This window comes from Reyranella soli, from assembly GCF_007992495.1.
Taxonomy (GTDB): domain Bacteria; phylum Pseudomonadota; class Alphaproteobacteria; order Reyranellales; family Reyranellaceae; genus Reyranella; species Reyranella soli.
The window spans coordinates 81421-96745 of the sequence record NZ_BKAJ01000048.1 but is presented as its reverse complement, the minus strand read 5'-3'; the positions used below and the strand labels follow the sequence as shown (position 1 = coordinate 96745).

Sequence of the window (15325 nt, the reverse complement as noted above, 5' to 3'; positions counted from 1 at the left end):
CTGTGCAGAGCTACTAGGCCGCGGCGCCCGTGTAGGAATGCAGCAGGTCGACGTCTTTCCGCGCGGCCTCGGCGGGGCCGGTGAAGACGCTGCGGCCCGAGGCCAGAACGCAGACCTGGTCGGCGACGTCGAGCGCGCGGCTGGTGTTCTGCTCGACCAGGAGAATGGCCAGGCCTTCCTTGTTGAGCCGCTTCAAGGCATCGAGGCAGAGATCGACCATCTTGGGCATCAGGCCGAGCGACAATTCGTCGACCAGCAGCAGCCTCGGCATGGACATCAGGGCGCGACCGATCGCCAGCATCTGCTGCTCGCCGCCCGACAGGGAGGCGGCCAGCTGGGTACGCCGCTCGAAGAGACGCGGGAACAGGTCGAAGACGCGCGTGAGGTTCCGCTTCTCGTCGTTGCGGGAACGGCTGTAGCCGCCGACCGTGAGGTTCTCGGAGACGGTGAGATCGGAGAAGAGGCGACGACCCTCGGGCACCAGGGCGAGGCCGAACTCCGTCCGCTTCAGCGCGGGCAGGCGCGTCGCATCGCGGCCGTCGATCAGGAGGGCGCCGCTCTTGACCTGAACGTGGCCCATGATCGTGAGGATGGTCGAGGTCTTGCCCGCTCCATTGGGGCCGAGCAGCGCGAGGATTTCCCCTTCGGCCAGCGTGAAGGACAGGTTGCTGACGGCAAGCATTTCGCCGTACCCGCAGGAGAGATTTTGGAGCTCGAGCAAAGCCATGGCCTAGTATAACCGCACCCCGGCATGGACCCGCAGCGCCTTTCTCGATCGCTTCTGGCGGGTGTAAGACTCGCGGGCGTCCAAAGAGGCAAATGGGAACATCATGACCACCGCTGACATTGCCCTTCGTGCTATCCTGCCCATTGCCGGCTGGTCGCGTGACCGTGCCGCCGACGCCACCTTCACCGGCGGTACCGATCCCATACTGCCGACGCCGTTCCGCATCGGCGTTGCCGGAGCGTCGACGATCGCCGCCGCCGCCTTGGCGGCCGCCGCTCTGTGGGAAACGCGCACCGGGCGGCGCCAGCAGGTAGGTGTCGACCTACGCCAGGCCACAGCCTCGCTGCGCAGCGGCACCTATATGAAGCTGGGCGACGGCGAACTGCCGCACCGGCGCAACGCCATCATGGGCTGCTATCCGACGAAGGACGGGCGCTGGAGCTACCTGCATTGCAATTTTCCCAACCATCGCGCGGCCGCGCTCGGCGTCCTGGGCGTGGCCGAGGATCGCGAGGCAGTGACACGCGCCGTCGCCCGCTGGAACGCCGCCGATCTCGAGGAGGCGATCATCGCCGCCAAGGGTGCCGGCGGAATGGTGCGCACGCACGCCGAATGGTCCGACCATCCGCAGGCCGTCGCCATCGCCTCCTTGCCGTTGCTGGAGATCGTGCGCATCGGCGAGAGCGCGCCGGAGCCGCTTCCTGAAGGTAAGCGCCCGCTGTCCGGTATCCGCGTGGTCGACATCACACGCGTGCTCGCCGGTCCGACCTGCGCGCGAACCTTGGCCGAGCACGGCGCCGAGGTGATGAAGATCACCGCGACGCACCTGCCGAACCTCGGCTACCAGGAGTGGGACACCGGCCACGGCAAGCTCTCCGCCCAGCTCGACCTGCGGCAGCCTGCCAGCCTCGACACCCTGCGCGGGCTGATCCGCGAGGCCGATGTGTTCTCGCAGGGCTATCGGCCGGGCAGCCTGGCTGAGCGAGGTCTCTCGCCCGAGGCGCTGGCGGCGCTGCGACCGGGCTTGGTCTATGTCTCGCTGAGTGCCTTCGGCCATGCCGGGCCATGGGCAGCGCGGCGTGGCTTCGACACCGTGGTGCAGACCGTAAGCGGCATCACCTCGCGCCAGGCTGAGCTGGTGCCCGGCAAAACGGCCGGGCCGCAATTCTATCCGGTCTCGGCGATCGACTACTGCACCGGCTACCTGATGGCGTTCGGAGCCATGGTGGCGTTGGAGCGTCGCGCGCGCGAGGGCGGCAGCTGGCTGGTGCGCATCTCGCTCGCCCAGGTCGGCAAGTGGCTGGTCGATCTCGGAGAGGTGCCGACCGCTTCGCTCGAGGGCGTGCCAGACGAGTTCGACGCGGAGGAGCTCGCGCGCTGGTCGATGATCAGCGAGACGCCGGGCGGCCCGCTGCGGCATCTGCGACCTGTGGCGCAGATGTCGGAAACGCCGCCGCACTGGGCACGACCCTCGGTCCCGCTCGGCCATCACCCGGCGGTCTGGCCGATGCAGAGTACGGCCTGACGTCGCTTGACCGGTCGCAGATTGACGGACACTGTTCTCTCCAGGCGAGCCGCGAAGACTTGCCACTTCCGGGAGAGTGCAAATGAACCACACGCGGGCGGTCGTCGCGGCCACCATGCTTGCGACTGTATGGTGCGTTCCGGCAGCGATGGCGCAGCCGGTCTGTGTGACGCAAAACTTTGTCGTTCCGCCCGGCGCCAACGACAAGGATAAGGCAGCACCGTTCTTCATCGATACGACGGGGCTCGACTTCAGCACCCAGCCGCCGACGCGCGATCCCAAGAGCCCGCACTATGTGAAGAAAGTCGAGCTGCCCGATGGCACGCTGCCGCCGGCAGGCGCGGAGGGCAATTTCGTCATCGGCCCGACGCACAATCCCGCGCCCGAGACGGTTGCCAAGGACGGCGTGCCGCAAGGCACCACCGTCGCCTTCGACATGTCGTCGAAGGAGAGCATCATCTACAACCCCGGGCTCATCCGTGACGACACGCCCGCAGGCTGCGGCAACGGCTCGATCATGCGCACGCAAACCGCGCCGGGCGACAAGTCCAACATGATCGTCACCACCAGCCATCCCGGCACCTGGACGCGACCCATCGCGGTGTATGTGCCGGCTGCTCACGTGCGCGGCGTCGAGATGCCGTTCATCGTGCTGGGCGACGGCGGATCGACCGCCTACAAGGACCTCTCCGCCATCCTCGACAACCTGATCGCTGAGAAGCGCATCCCGCCGATCGTCGCCATCCAGATCGGCAATGGTGGGCAGGATGCCCAGGGCAGCCAGCGCGGCAAGGAATACGATGCGGTGAACGGCGTCTACACGCAGTTCGTCGAGCGCGAGGTGCTGCCGCTCGTGGAGAAGAATGCGGGCGTGAAGCTGACAAGGAACCCCGACGGTCGCGCGACCCTGGGCTTGAGCTCGAGCGGCGCGGCGGCCTTCACCATGGCGTGGTTCCATCCCGAGCTCTATCGCCGGGTGCTGGCCTATTCGCCGACCATGGTGAACCAGCAGTGGCCGTACGATCCTGCGCTGCGCGGCGGCGCCTGGGAGTATCACAGCCCGTGGACGGGCCCGGCCGGACCCAACCTCCACGTCAAGAATCCCGGCAATGCCATCACGCCCGGTGAGCCGGCCGGCGCGCCGTTGATCCCGGGTGCCCCCGCCAAGCCGATTCGCTTCTGGTTCGCCGTCGGCGATCAGGACCTCTTCTACCCCAACCCGGTCATGGCCGATGGCATGCACGATTGGGTGCTTGCGGCCGAGCTGATGGCCAAGGTATTGGCCGACAAGGGTTACCATTACCAGTTCGTGTTCGCGCGCAACTCCAGGCACGTCGACCGCCCCACGGTCGGCCAGACACTGCCGCACGCGCTCGAGTGGCTCTGGAAGGGCTATCCGATTCCGTAGCGGTGCTTACAGGTAGGAGAGAGTTCCATGCCGTTCTATCAAAGGGGTGACGTTCGCATTCGCTATGAGGAGGTCGGCTCCGGCTTCCCGCTGCTGGTCATCCCTGGCGGCGGATTGAATTCGCGTGTCAGCAACTGGCAGACCGCCGTTTTCAATGCGATGGAAGAGTTCAAGCACGACTTCCGCTGCATCACCATGGACCAGCGCAATGCCAATGGCGGCGAGTCCGCTGGCCCGGTGCCTGTCGAGAACGCCTGGGACGCCTTCGCCGACGACCATCTCGGGCTGATGGACCATCTCGGGATCCGCGAATTCTTCTTCATGGGCTACTGCATCGGCGGCTGCTTCGCCGGCAAGCTGCTGCAGCGGGCGCCTCAACGCGTCATGGCCGCCGTGTTCTGCCAGACCGTTGGCCATCGGCCCGAAGACCCGGAGGTCATGGTTCGACACAGCCAGCAGAATTGGCTTCCGGATTTCCAGAAACGACGGCCCGAAGTGTCGACGGAGACCATCGAGAAGTATCTCCACAGCCTTTTCCGGGCGCAGCCCGATTTCCTCTACAGCGTCCCCCGCGACTTCATCAGGAACTGCCGGACGCCGATGCTTGTCTTGCCGGACGACACGTCCTCGCATCCGCTGCCGACCTCGATCGACGTTGCGTCACTGGCGCCCAATGCCGAGATCACGGTCTTCCCGTGGCGCGAGCCGCCGGAACTCAAGGCACGCACGATCAACCGCGTGCGCACGTTCCTCAAATCGCACGTTCCGATGCGCAGCGCCGCGCAGTAGCCGGCGACCTCAGAGCTTTTCAACCCCGGCGCGGGCGCAATCCTCGTCTTCTTGTGCGCTCCCGCCGCCAACGCCACAGGCACCGATCAGGACGCCTTGGCGGAAGATCGGCACGGCGCCTTGGCCATAGAACATGTGGTTGCCTTCGGCCGCGGCGATGCCGCGCAAGGTCGGATGGTCGGCGCGTGGCGTCAGGTCGCCACTCGGGCGTCCGAAGGCGGCCGAGGCCATGGCCTTGCCCTGGCTGCCGAAGGAACCGGCCCACATGGCGCCATCCATGCGCTGAAAGGCAAGCAGCCGTCCGCCAGCGTCGCAAACGGCGATATTCATCCTGGCGCCGATCTGCTCTGCCTTCTCGATGGCGCCGGCGATCACGCGATTGGCATCCGCGAGGGTGAGGGTCATGAGGTCGATCCTTTCCAGTCAGGAACTCACCAGGATGCTGACGCTCGTCGAGTCGTTCGTCGAATCTGGAATGAAGAGCGAGTATCACTTCGGTATGCGTGCTGACACCGGCTTTTCGCCCTGCGGGAGGAGAACGTCATGCAGATCGGCTTCAATCTGCCCACCACAGGTCCGCTGATCGAGCCGGACAGCCTGGTCCGGATCGTCACGGAAGGGGAGGCGCTGGGCTTCGATTACGTCACGATCAGCGACCACATCATGGTGCCAAGCAATCTGCAGTCGAAGTATCCCTATACCGGGACCGGCGAGTTCCCGGCCGGCGCCTCGGCGGCGTGGCTCGAGCAGCTGACGACCACGGCCTATGTCGCCGCGCTGACGAAGAAGCTTCGCTTCGTGCTGTCGGTCATGGTGGTGCCGCACCGTCCGGCCGTGCTGACCGCCAAGGTGCTGTCCACCATCGACCATCTCTCCAAGGGCCGCCTGACGCTGGGCATCGGTGTCGGCTGGTGCCGCGAAGAGTTCGAGGCGATCGGCGCCGCCCCGTTCGACGATCGTGGCAACGTGACCGACGAATGGATAGCGGCGTGTCAGGAACTCTGGACGGCCGAGGCGCCGAAATTCAACGGCAAGTATGTAAGCTTCGACGATGTGGTCTTCACGCCCAAGCCGCTGCAGAAGCCGATTCCGATCTGGGTCGGCGGGGAAAGTGCGCCGGCGCTGCGTCGTACCGTCCGCTATGCTCACGGCTGGTATCCGGTCGGCACGAACCCGCAGCACCCGATGAACACCGTCTCGACCTTCAAACAGGGGCTGGAACGCTTCCATGGGTTCTGCCAGCGCGGCGGCCGCGATCCGAAGGAGATCGCACTGGCCTATCGGGTCCTCATCGGCCCGGGTGTGCGTCCCCGCGGCAGCATCGAGGGCGAGGCCGAACTGTTCACGGGCGGCGACTCCGACTGGGTCGGGGATATCAGGCGGCTAAAAGACCTCGGCGTCAGCTCGGTCGATGTGCGGCTGTTCGGTTATGGCGAGGCCCAGACCCTGCAGGGCACGATCGACAACATGCACCGCTTCAAAGACGGCGTTCTGTCGAGGCTCGCCTGAAGCCCGGCGTGTTCTCTCCAATGCTGGTCCCCCGAATGCTGGCGCGTGTGACCTTTCCGCTCGCCGCGGCAAACGTCATGAACCAGGCCGCGCGTACGGTGATGGCGATCGTCGGTCCCGTGCTCGCCGTGGAGCTCGGGCTGTCCGCCGTCGAGCTGGGCGTGCTGGCAGCCTGCCTGTTCGCCGCCTATGCCGCCGCGCAACTGCCGCTGGGTGTGGCACTCGATGCGTTCGGCGCGCGACGCGTCCAGACTGTGCTGATGGTCCTCGCGGCGATCGGCTTCGCGATATTCGCGCTGTCGCCGGGCTTTGCCGGGCTCGCCGTGGCGCGCATTGTCCTCGGCGTCGGGGTGTCGGCCGGCCTGATGGCGCTGATCAAGGCGCACGCCGATTGGTTCGAACGTGGCCGGGTCGCCTACGTGACCGGCATCGCGACGGCGATCGGCGCGCTCGGCAGCGCGCTCACCACTTCACCTGTCCAGGCACTGTTGCCGGCGTTCGGCTGGCGGGGCGTCTTCTGGGGGCTGTGCCTGGTGGCGCTGGCGGTTGCAGCCTGGATCTTCCTGTCGGTGCCGGACAAGCCGCGCGTCCAGCCGCACGCCGGGGGCCCGGCGCGAACCCTGCGTGGCGACATTGCCTTGAGCGGTCGCATCCTCACCTCTCGGACCTTCTGGCGGTTCGGTCCGGCGGTTGCGACGCTGTCGATGTTCAACTTCGCCTATCTGGGCCTTTGGGCCGGCCCCTGGCTGCGGGACGTGGCCGGCATGGACGGACCGGCCCGAGCCGGCGTGCTGCTCCTCTACACCTTCGCCATGGTCGTGGGCAGTGTGCTGACCGGCAGCGCTGCCAGCCGGGCGAACGCGGTCGGCCTGCCGTCCTTTCTCGTTCCGATCGCGTGCCTCGTCGTCATGGTGGCGCTGCAGGCCGGCCTCATGCTGCAGCCGAGCCAACCCTCGGTCGTGCTCGTGCTCTGGCTGGCGATCGCGGTGTTCGGTACGGCCGGACCGGTGGGCTATATCGCGGTGTGCCAGATGTTTCCGTCCGAGCAGACCGGGCGGGTCTCGACGGCCGTGAACACGCTGACGCTTGGTTTTGCATTCCTGGTCCAGGCGGCCATCGGCTGGATCCTCGATCTCTGGCCGCGCACCGGGTCGGACGGCTGGGATCCGGACGGCTACAGCTGGGCACTGGTGCTGACCGCGGCGCTTCAGGCGCTCGCTGCGCTCGTGATGGCGACGGCCCAGCGACGCAGCCGCGCCATTTCAATATGATGCAGTGAGGCCTTATTGACGGGCGGGCCGCGCCGGGAAATCGCGCACCACGACCTCCTCCGTCACCGTGTCCAGCACGGCGCAGCTCAACTGCCCGCCATTGCGCGGGTCGCGGCCTTCACCGGCCGAGCCGGGATTGACCACCAGCACCCGACCGATGCGCCTGACGACCTGTCGGTGCGTATGCCCGTAGAGCACGATGTCGGCGTCGGCTTCGCCAAAGCGTTCCAGTTCGGAGCTGGTGGGCAGCACATAGCTGCCACGCGGCTCCCACGGCGTCGAGTGCACCATCAGGATGCGCTTGCCGTCGATCCGCAACTCGCGCCGATGCGGCCGGTCGGCGAGCCAGCCGAGCAAGGACCGGTCGATGTCCGCCCGGGAACGCGCCCGCTCGCCGGCGGCGCCGAGGAAGACCTCCTCGTGGTTGCCCAGGATGGTGAGCGCGTCGAGTTCGCGCAGCCGGCCGATCACCTCATTCGAGAAGCTGTACTCGTAGATGCTGTCGCCGAGACACAGCAGCGCATCGATTGGGCCCATGGTCTCGAGGGCCCGATCGAGGCCATCGATGTTGCAATGCAGGTCGGAGACGATGCCGAGCTTCAACAGCGGATGCCTAGGCTGAAGCCGGCAGCGGCAGGTCGAGCGTCGTGGTGCGGCGCAGCTCGCGACGGTGGGTCTTGTCGTCAAACGGCCGGGCGCGATGCATGGTGCAGCGATTGTCCCAGATCACGAAATCATGCGGCCGCCAGACATGGCGATAGATGAATTGCGGCTGCGTGGCATGGTCGGTCAGGTCGCGCAGCAGCAGCCGGCCCTCCGGCACCTGCCAGTCGACGACATGGGCGGCGTGTGAGGCGAGATAGAGGGCGCGGCGGCCGGAGCCCGGGATCGTACGCACCAGCGGATGGACGGCGCCTTTCAGCTTTTCCTGCTCGTCCTCGTTGAAGTCGAAGCCCAGCACGTGGCGTGAATAGACGATCGAATGATAGACGCGCAGCCCTTCGATCGAGGCGCGGGTTTCTTCGTCGAGGGCATCGTAGGCGGCGCGCATGTCGGCGAACTCCGTATCAGCCCGCACCGGCGGCACCACCCGCGCCGACAGCATCGAGTAGCGGCCCGGCGGATCGACGAACGAGGCATCGGTGTGCCACAACCGGTTGGCGACCGAGGAGGCGCGCATGCGGTTGTTGGCGTCCCGGATCTTGCCGTCGGGGCCGACGTTGGAGACGTCGGCCAGCGCCTCGTTGCCGAACCGGTTGTTGCCGATGGCCGATGAGGACGTACGGGCATGCAGCGTGCCGTCGAAACGTTGAGCAAAGTCGAGCTGCTCTCCGTTGGTGAAATCCTGATCGCGGAACACCAGCACGGCGTACTTGTCCATGCCGGCACGGATCGCCTCCAGCGAGTCTCGATCATGCACCTGGCGCAGGTCGATCGCGCCCACTTCGCCGGCGAATGCGGGCGTGAGCGGCGTGATGGTGACGGTCATGGGTGCTCCTTTGCTGGAGAACGAGGGGATCATCCTGATTGAAGTCCGCACGACAACCAACACGGATCTTTTGTCAGGCGAAGGTTCGTCTCGGATGGTGAGCGCGCGGGCGCCGTTCGTCATCAGCTCCGGGCTGGGCTACGATAGCGTCGCAGGATAGCCCCCGGGTGAGGAGACGCGAGCGATGCGCACGAGCTTTTCCGTCAACGACATGACCATCCACCGGATCGTCGAGCAGGAGAGCGGCTTCACGCCGATGCTCGACTTCCTGCCGACATTGTCGAAAGAGGCCCTCGGCGAGAACCTCTCCTGGCTGGCGCCCGGCGGCTATGACAGCGCGACCGGGAATGTCGTGTTGTGCTTCCAATCGTATGTCGTCAAGACGCCGCACCATAACATCCTGGTCGACAGCTGCATCGGCAACGACAAGAACTTCCCGCACCGGCCGACCTGGAACAAGAAGACCGACGCCAACTGGATGATGGCGCTGAAGGCTGCCGGTCTCGGGGTCGAGGACATCGACTTCGTGATGTGCACGCATCTGCACGGCGATCACGTCGGCTGGAACACGCGGCTGGAGAATGGCCGCTGGGTCCCGACCTTTCCGAAGGCGCGCTACCTGTTCTCGAAAAAGGAATACACCTACTGGAGCGAGATCCATCAGAAGACGCCGCTCGACCAGATCACCGACAGCGTGCTGCCGATCATCGAGGCCAACCGGGCCGAACTGGTCAGCAGCGATCATGCGCTCAACGACCATATCCGATTGAGCCCGACCCCCGGCCATACGCCCGACCACTTCGCGGTCTGCGCCGGCAAGGGTGGCGACACCGCGGTGTTCACTGGCGATCTGATCCATTCGCCGATCCAGGCCCGCTATCCCGAATTGGTCATGCGCGTCGACACCGACCGCGACCAGGCTGTCCGGACTCGCCGGAATTTCTTCGAACGCTACTGCGACACCGACACGTTGTGCTGCACGATGCACTTCCCGTCGCCCTCGGTCGGCCATATCAAGCGCTGGGGCGACGGCTTCCGCCTGGAATACGTGAAGGCCTGACGGCGCAAAACTGCTGTCACCCCGAGCGTAGCGAGGGGCCTTTAGAGCCACAGGAAAGGTCCCTCGCTACGCTCGGGATGACACCGAGGCCTATGGCAGACAATTGCCTTGCAGGCTTTGGTCGCGGCAACGATGCAGCCTTGCCGTTCCGTGCATTGTGGAGTCGCCCGTAACGAATACGCTATCGGAAAGCAGGCGAGTTGACCTGCTCTGGACAAATCAGGGCTAAAGGGAGTGGCGCAGTCACCCCGCTAGGTCCGGGAGGAGACATCTATGCGCCTGACACGCCGCGCCGCGCTCGGCCTTTTGGCAACGTCGCCCGCTTTGGCCCAAGGAAGCGACTGGCCCAACAGGCGGCTTCGGCTCGTCGTTCCCAGCGCGGCCGGCGGCTATGAGGTCTATGCCCGCATCCTCGCTCCACGGCTTGCCGAATTGCTGGGGCAGCCTGTGGTTGTCGACAACAAGCCAGGCGCCAATGGCATTATCGGCATGCAGGAAGTCCAGCGCAGCCAGCCCGATGGCTATACCTTCATGTTCGCTCATGTCGGCGCCATTTCCATCGGCAGCAGCATCTATCCCAACATGCCGCTCGATCCCGTTGATGATCTCAGCTCCATTTCGGTGGCTGTCACTTCGCCGCTGGTCTGGGTGCTCAACCCGGCGCTGCCGCTGCGGACGATGCCGGAATTCATTGCCCGGGCGCAGGCGGAACCGGGCAACTGGCGCTATGGCCTACCCGCTTCCGGCAGCATCCCGCACCTGGTCGTGGAAGATACCAAGATTCGCCACAAGCTGGACATGCCCGCCGTGCCTTACCGCAGCACGCCGCAATCCCTCATGGCGGTGATCAGCGGCGAAGTGCCGGTCACGTTGGACAGCCTCGGCGCGAGTTCCGGGCACATCGCGGGCGGGAAGCTGCGCGCGCTGGCCGTCACCTCTCGCGAGCGTTCGGAGCGCCTGCCGGAAGTGCCCACCATGCTCGAACTCGGCCTCGATCCGCGCGAATGGGTGGCCTGGTATGCTTTCATGGCGCCCAAAGGAACACCGGACGAGATCATCCAGAGGCTGAACACCGTGATCAATCAGGCGCTGCGCGAAGAGGCCATCGCCACGCGCATCCGCGACCTGGGCGCGTCACCACGCATCACGACGCCGGCCGAGACGCTCAGCTTCATCAAGGCGGAGCGCGCCGATTTCGGCAGCATCGCGAGGGCCGGTAACATTCGCGTGGAGTAGCGCGTACGAGCATGACGCCCGGGCGCACCATCCAGAGTTCATGACCGAAACGATCGGGACAAATGTCCCGATCGTCTCGCCAACGTCGACCCAGATGTCAGGCTGGTATCTCGGCCTCGATGACCTCCAGATCGGCGGTCATCACCTTGCCCTTGGTTTCCGGGCCGAGGAAGACCGCGATCACATACACGACCAGCGAACCGATCGTGCCGTACATCATCGGCTTGGCGAAGCCCATGCCCTGGTTCACCGCGAAATAGGTCAGCAGGGGCGCAACAGCCGCACCCCAGACCGCTCCCTGATGATAGACGAAGCCTGCCGCGGTTGCCCGGACCTCGGTCGGAAAGCGTTCCGACAGCCAGCCCGGGTTGAGCGCGTCCTTGCCGCCGACAAAGCAGATGAAGATCAGGAAGGACGTGAGGAACCAGATCGGATCGGTCGTGGTCAGATAGATCGGCACCAGGAAGATGGAGATGGCGCAGGGGAGCATGAGCGCCCAGCGCCGGCCGATCCGTTCCGACATCCCGCCCCAGAAGCTGCAGGCGAGGAACGTCAGGATGTTGCCCCAGAATACCGGGACGGCGACCTGGGCCGGTGTCCAGCCCAGTTCCTTCTGCAGGTAGGTGCCCAGCATGGCCCAGATCGCATAGTAGACGCAGAAGTTCGCCGCCATCCACAGACAACCCGTGAAGGTGTTCCACAGATACTTGCGCTTGAAGATCGCGAACAACGGAAGCGTCACCTGCTTCTTGCTCGCGTTCTGGATCTTCTTGTTCTCCGTCCAGACCTCCGGCTCTTTCACGTAGATGCGGATCCAGACGCACACCAGGGCCGGCAGCACACCCAGGATCAGCATGCCGCGCCAGCCGTAACCGGGCGCAATGCTTTCGAACGGTTCGTAGAGGAAGCCGTAGGCGAGCGCCGACAGCGCGAACCCCAGTCCCCATGAGCCCTGCAACACGCCGGACATCAAGCCGCGCGAGCGAACGGGCCACGATTCCATCGCCAGTGCCGCACCGGCCGGCCATTCCGCGCCCATCCCGATGCCCAGCAAGGCCCTGGCCACGAACAGAAACGTGAAGGTGGGAGAGAGTCCCGCGGCGAGGTTGCAGATGGAATACCAAAGGATGGAGATCATCAGCGGCGCCCGGCGCCCCAATCGATCGGCCAGCCAGCCCGAAGCGGTTGCGCCGCCCAGGCGCATGATCAGCGTGACCGAGAAGACGGCGGTCACCTCGATCAGCGGGACCCCGAATTCCTTGGCGATCGGCGCCATGATCAGGAGGAAGACCGTGAAGTCGAACGCGTCCAGCGTCCAACCAAGCCATGCAGCACAATAGGCGTACCACTGATCTTTGGTGGGTTCTTTCCACCACGGCAACGCGGACGCAGGCGTACTCGATGCGGACATCGGCGATTCCTCCTGATTTGTTTTTGGTTTACGCGGACGCTTCTCCAGTCTTGAAATTGAACAGGCGGATATCTTCTGGTGTTTGCGGGATACTGACCATTGCATCGCGTGCAGGATCGCCAAGCGCGGCGCACAGCCTTATCGTGCCGCTGATGATGCGACGCCGTACCTTTGCCGCCCTCGGCCCACTCTCGGTCCTGGCGCGATCCGCCGCGGGGCAAACGCAGAACTGGCCGGCGCGCCCGATTCACATCGTCTGCGGCTTCAGCGTCGGCACGACGACCGATCTGCTCGCGCGCCTGCTGGCGGATCGCTTGGGCGAGCGGCTCAAGAACCCGGTGGTGGTGGAGAACAGGCCGGGTGCCGGCGGCAGCATCGCCGCTGCCCAGGTCGCGAGGGCGCCGGCTGACGGCCATACGCTCATGCTGGGGTCGCTGGCGCTCACGCTCGCGCCCCGCCTGTTCAAGAGCGTGACCTTCAAGCCGCTCGAGGACTTCGAGCCCGTCGGCCTGGTCGGCGTCGTGCCCAACGTCGTGCTGGCAGGGCCCACGGTGACCATCGCCTCGATTGCCGAGCTGATCGATCGAGCCAGGCAGGAGCCGGGGCGCCTGCGCTATGCGTCCTCGGGCCCGGGTTCCGGCTCATGGATCGCCATGAAGCTGATGGAATCCCGGACCGGCATCTCCCTGGAGGAGATCCCCTACGCCTCCACGGCGCAGGCGACCACCGACGCCCTGGGTGGCCAGGTCGAGCTGCATATTCCGAGCCTCGCCGGCGGCATGCCGCTCGTCCGCGGCGGCAAGTTGCGGCCGCTCGGCGTGACCAGCGTTCGCCGCAGCGCAGGGGCCCCTGAGATTCCCGCCATCGCCGAGACCATCCCGGGATACGACGCCTCCGCCTGGTACGGCCTGGTGGGGCCCGCCGGTATGCCGAAACCGGTCATCCAGCGACTGAACGACGAGTTGCAGCGCGTGGTGGCCGACCCGGCGGTACAGGAGACGCTGCGCACGGCCGGGGTCGACATCGAAGCCGGCAGTCCGGAGGCCATGCGTCTCATCATGGCCGACCCGGTGCGAAGCGGCATTGACCTCATGGACCGCATCGGTTTTCGTCCGCAGTAGCGGTTCGACACGATGGAGGGCCGGATGGCCGAAGGTGAAACCTACGCTCAGCGACCGGCCTTGCGCGGGACGCGCCACATGGTTGCGGCCGGCCACTACGGCGCCGCGCACGCCGCCTTCGCCATCCTGGAAGCCGGCGGCAACGCCGTGGACGCCGCCGTCGCCGGCGGCATGGCACTCGGCGTGCTGCAGCCCGACATCGTGAACGTCGCGGGCGTCGCGCCCATCATGCTGCGCATGGCCGATGGCGTCGTCCACACCATCGCCGGTCTGGGCTATTGGCCCGCCGCGACCGATCCCGGCCTGTTCGTGCGCGAGTACGATGGCCATATCCCCGAAAGCATCCTGCGCACCGTTGTCCCCGCGGCGCCCGATGCCTGGATCACGGCACTCGGCCGCTTCGGCACGATGACGTTCGGCGAGGTCGCCGCGGCGGCCATCCGCTTCGCCGACGAAGGCTTCCCGATGTATCCGCTGCTGGCGGACATGATCGCGGCGCGCAAGGCGAAGTATGCGCGCTGGTCCTCCAGCGCCGAAATCTACCTGGCCGGTGGGCAGCCGCCCAAGGTGGGCGAGATGTTCGTCCAGAAGGATCTCGCCCGCACGCTGCGCTACATGGTCGACGAGGAAGCGGCAGCAGGCGGCGATCGCCTGGCTGGCCTCAAGGCCGCCCGCGACGCCTTCTATTGCGGCGACATTGCCCGGACCATCGTCGACTTCCATCGCCAGGAAGGCGGATGGCTGTCGGCCAAAGACCTCGCTGACTTTCACTCGCCGATCGAACGCGCGCCCTCGGTGCGCTTCGGTGGAACCGACGTCTATACCTGCGGTGCGTGGTGCCAGGGGCCGGTGCTGGGCCAGGCGCTCAATATACTCGATCCATCGGCGCTGAAAGCGGCCGGGCACAACAGTGCCGATTATCTCCACACGATCGCCGAGGCCCTCAAGCTCGCCTTCGCCGATCGCGAAGCCTTTTACGGCGATCCACGCCACGTGGCGGTGCCGCTGGACGGCCTGCTCGACGCCAACTACGGCGTTGCCCGCCGGGCATTGATCGATCCCAGCCGGGCATCGGCCGAGATGCCGGCGCACGGCACGCCGCAGGATGGCCCGCGACGCGAGATGCGCGGGGGCGGGCTGCGGCGCGAAGGCGTTCCCGCCGGTCCGCCGCGCGACACCTCCTACATCTCGGTCGTCGATCGTTGGGGCAATACCGTGTCGGCGACGCCGAGCGACGTCTCCTGCGATTCGCCCGTCGTGCCGGGGACGGGGCTTTGCCCGTCGTCTCGCGGCTCGCAGTCCTGGGCGGTCGAGGGCCATCCCAGCCAGGTGGCGCCGGGCAAGCGGCCACGTCTCACGCCGAGCCCGGCCATGGCTGTCGCGCCCGGGCGCTATGTGCTTCCCTTCGGCACGCCGGGCGGCGACGTCCAGGCGCAGGCCATGCTGCAGGTCCTGCTCAACATCCAGCTCTTCGACATGGATCCGCAGGATGCGGTGGAGCATCCGCGCATGGCCACCTACAGCTTCCCGGACAGTTTCGAGCCGCACGACTATTTCCCGGGGCGGCTCTGCCTCGAATCGCGCATCGATCGCGAGGTCGGCGAGGAGCTCGAGCGACGCGGCCATCGTGTGGCCTGGTGGCCGGAACGGATCTGGCGCGCCGGTGCGGTCTGCACCATCCAGGCCGACCTCAAGACAGGTATCAAGACGGCCGGCGCCGATCCGCGACGGGCGAGCTACGCTGTCGGCTGGTGATCAGCTGTGGCGGCACTACAGTCG

The 15325-nt window shown here is 66.2% G+C and carries 15 protein-coding genes; 10 read left to right on the top strand and 5 right to left on the bottom strand.

What is annotated here, in order from left to right; translation table 11 throughout:
• Nucleotides 1–13: 13 nt before the first annotated feature.
• Nucleotides 14–727 (bottom strand): ABC transporter ATP-binding protein, encoded by a 714-nt coding sequence (locus tag RSO01_RS15430; protein ID WP_147150002.1) that lies wholly within the window; start codon nt 725–727, stop codon nt 14–16.
• A gap of 103 nt (nt 728–830) precedes the next feature.
• Between RSO01_RS15430 and RSO01_RS15425 the strand changes: the two genes are divergently transcribed.
• From RSO01_RS15425 to RSO01_RS15415, 3 genes are all read left to right on the top strand, one after another.
• Nucleotides 831–2252, top strand: a complete 1422-nt coding sequence (locus tag RSO01_RS15425; RefSeq protein ID WP_147150001.1) for a CoA transferase — start codon at nt 831–833, stop codon at nt 2250–2252.
• An 82-nt stretch (nt 2253–2334) separates the two neighbouring features.
• Nucleotides 2335–3660, top strand: a complete 1326-nt coding sequence (locus RSO01_RS15420) for an alpha/beta hydrolase (RefSeq protein WP_147150000.1) — start codon at nt 2335–2337, stop codon at nt 3658–3660.
• A gap of 27 nt (nt 3661–3687) precedes the next feature.
• Complete coding sequence (locus tag RSO01_RS15415; protein WP_147149999.1) at nt 3688–4449, top strand: alpha/beta fold hydrolase; 762 nt, start codon at nt 3688–3690, stop codon at nt 4447–4449.
• Nucleotides 4450–4458: 9 nt separating this feature from the next.
• Here RSO01_RS15415 and RSO01_RS15410 read toward each other — a convergent pair whose 3' ends face one another.
• Nucleotides 4459–4854, bottom strand: a complete 396-nt coding sequence (locus tag RSO01_RS15410; protein WP_147149998.1) for a GlcG/HbpS family heme-binding protein — start codon at nt 4852–4854, stop codon at nt 4459–4461.
• Between the two features lie 138 nt (nt 4855–4992).
• Between RSO01_RS15410 and RSO01_RS15405 the strand changes: the two genes are divergently transcribed.
• Nucleotides 4993–5958: a TIGR03619 family F420-dependent LLM class oxidoreductase gene (locus RSO01_RS15405; protein WP_147149997.1), complete on the top strand. Its 966-nt coding sequence runs from the start codon at nt 4993–4995 to the stop codon at nt 5956–5958.
• 20 nt (nt 5959–5978) lie between these two features.
• Complete coding sequence (locus tag RSO01_RS15400; protein WP_147149996.1) at nt 5979–7229, top strand: MFS transporter; 1251 nt, start codon at nt 5979–5981, stop codon at nt 7227–7229.
• Between the two features lie 12 nt (nt 7230–7241).
• Here RSO01_RS15400 and RSO01_RS15395 read toward each other — a convergent pair whose 3' ends face one another.
• Together RSO01_RS15395 and RSO01_RS15390 are read right to left on the bottom strand one after the other, a co-directional pair.
• A complete protein-coding gene (locus RSO01_RS15395; RefSeq protein ID WP_170303083.1) occupies nt 7242–7832 on the bottom strand; it encodes a metallophosphoesterase family protein in 591 nt (196 codons plus the stop codon).
• A gap of 10 nt (nt 7833–7842) precedes the next feature.
• The gene (locus RSO01_RS15390; protein ID WP_147149994.1) at nt 7843–8718 is read right to left on the bottom strand and encodes a TauD/TfdA dioxygenase family protein; all 876 of its coding nucleotides are present in this window, start codon (nt 8716–8718) and stop codon (nt 7843–7845) included.
• Here RSO01_RS15390 and RSO01_RS47255 point away from each other — a divergent pair.
• From RSO01_RS47255 to RSO01_RS15380, 3 genes are all read left to right on the top strand, one after another.
• The gene (locus tag RSO01_RS47255; protein WP_170303082.1) at nt 8705–8878 is read left to right on the top strand and encodes a hypothetical protein; all 174 of its coding nucleotides are present in this window, start codon (nt 8705–8707) and stop codon (nt 8876–8878) included. The genes RSO01_RS15390 and RSO01_RS47255 overlap by 14 nt on opposite strands.
• Before the next feature lie 24 nt (nt 8879–8902).
• Nucleotides 8903–9778: an MBL fold metallo-hydrolase gene (locus tag RSO01_RS15385; protein ID WP_147149993.1), complete on the top strand. Its 876-nt coding sequence runs from the start codon at nt 8903–8905 to the stop codon at nt 9776–9778.
• A gap of 273 nt (nt 9779–10051) precedes the next feature.
• Nucleotides 10052–11014 (top strand): Bug family tripartite tricarboxylate transporter substrate binding protein, encoded by a 963-nt coding sequence (locus tag RSO01_RS15380; RefSeq protein WP_147149992.1) that lies wholly within the window; start codon nt 10052–10054, stop codon nt 11012–11014.
• Nucleotides 11015–11111: 97 nt separating this feature from the next.
• On the opposite strand, the gene RSO01_RS15375 is transcribed toward RSO01_RS15380, so the two are convergent.
• The gene (locus RSO01_RS15375) at nt 11112–12548 is read right to left on the bottom strand and encodes an MFS transporter (protein ID WP_147149991.1); all 1437 of its coding nucleotides are present in this window, start codon (nt 12546–12548) and stop codon (nt 11112–11114) included.
• A 29-nt stretch (nt 12549–12577) separates the two neighbouring features.
• Here RSO01_RS15375 and RSO01_RS15370 point away from each other — a divergent pair, with 29 nt between their 5' ends.
• Nucleotides 12578–13546: a Bug family tripartite tricarboxylate transporter substrate binding protein gene (locus tag RSO01_RS15370; protein ID WP_170303081.1), complete on the top strand. Its 969-nt coding sequence runs from the start codon at nt 12578–12580 to the stop codon at nt 13544–13546.
• Between the two features lie 24 nt (nt 13547–13570).
• Nucleotides 13571–15301 carry a gamma-glutamyltransferase family protein gene (locus RSO01_RS15365; RefSeq protein ID WP_218037346.1) on the top strand — a complete coding sequence of 577 codons (1731 nt, stop codon included), beginning with the start codon at nt 13571–13573 and terminating at the stop codon, nt 15299–15301.
• The last annotated feature ends 24 nt before the right edge of the window (nt 15302–15325 follow it).

Coding starts and splice junctions, on each gene's coding strand:
- RSO01_RS15430 (WP_147150002.1), bottom strand. CDS start 727: ATGGCTTTGCTCGAGCTCCAAAATCTCTCCTGCGGGTACGGCGAAATG.
- RSO01_RS15425 (WP_147150001.1), top strand. CDS start 831: ATGACCACCGCTGACATTGCCCTTCGTGCTATCCTGCCCATTGCCGGC.
- RSO01_RS15420 (WP_147150000.1), top strand. CDS start 2,335: ATGAACCACACGCGGGCGGTCGTCGCGGCCACCATGCTTGCGACTGTA.
- RSO01_RS15415 (WP_147149999.1), top strand. CDS start 3,688: ATGCCGTTCTATCAAAGGGGTGACGTTCGCATTCGCTATGAGGAGGTC.
- RSO01_RS15410 (WP_147149998.1), bottom strand. CDS start 4,854: ATGACCCTCACCCTCGCGGATGCCAATCGCGTGATCGCCGGCGCCATC.
- RSO01_RS15405 (WP_147149997.1), top strand. CDS start 4,993: ATGCAGATCGGCTTCAATCTGCCCACCACAGGTCCGCTGATCGAGCCG.
- RSO01_RS15400 (WP_147149996.1), top strand. CDS start 5,979: ATGCTGGTCCCCCGAATGCTGGCGCGTGTGACCTTTCCGCTCGCCGCG.
- RSO01_RS47255 (WP_170303082.1), top strand. CDS start 8,705: ATGGTGACGGTCATGGGTGCTCCTTTGCTGGAGAACGAGGGGATCATC.
- RSO01_RS15390 (WP_147149994.1), bottom strand. CDS start 8,718: ATGACCGTCACCATCACGCCGCTCACGCCCGCATTCGCCGGCGAAGTG.
- RSO01_RS15385 (WP_147149993.1), top strand. CDS start 8,903: ATGCGCACGAGCTTTTCCGTCAACGACATGACCATCCACCGGATCGTC.
- RSO01_RS15380 (WP_147149992.1), top strand. CDS start 10,052: ATGCGCCTGACACGCCGCGCCGCGCTCGGCCTTTTGGCAACGTCGCCC.
- RSO01_RS15370 (WP_170303081.1), top strand. CDS start 12,578: ATGATGCGACGCCGTACCTTTGCCGCCCTCGGCCCACTCTCGGTCCTG.
- RSO01_RS15365 (WP_218037346.1), top strand. CDS start 13,571: ATGGCCGAAGGTGAAACCTACGCTCAGCGACCGGCCTTGCGCGGGACG.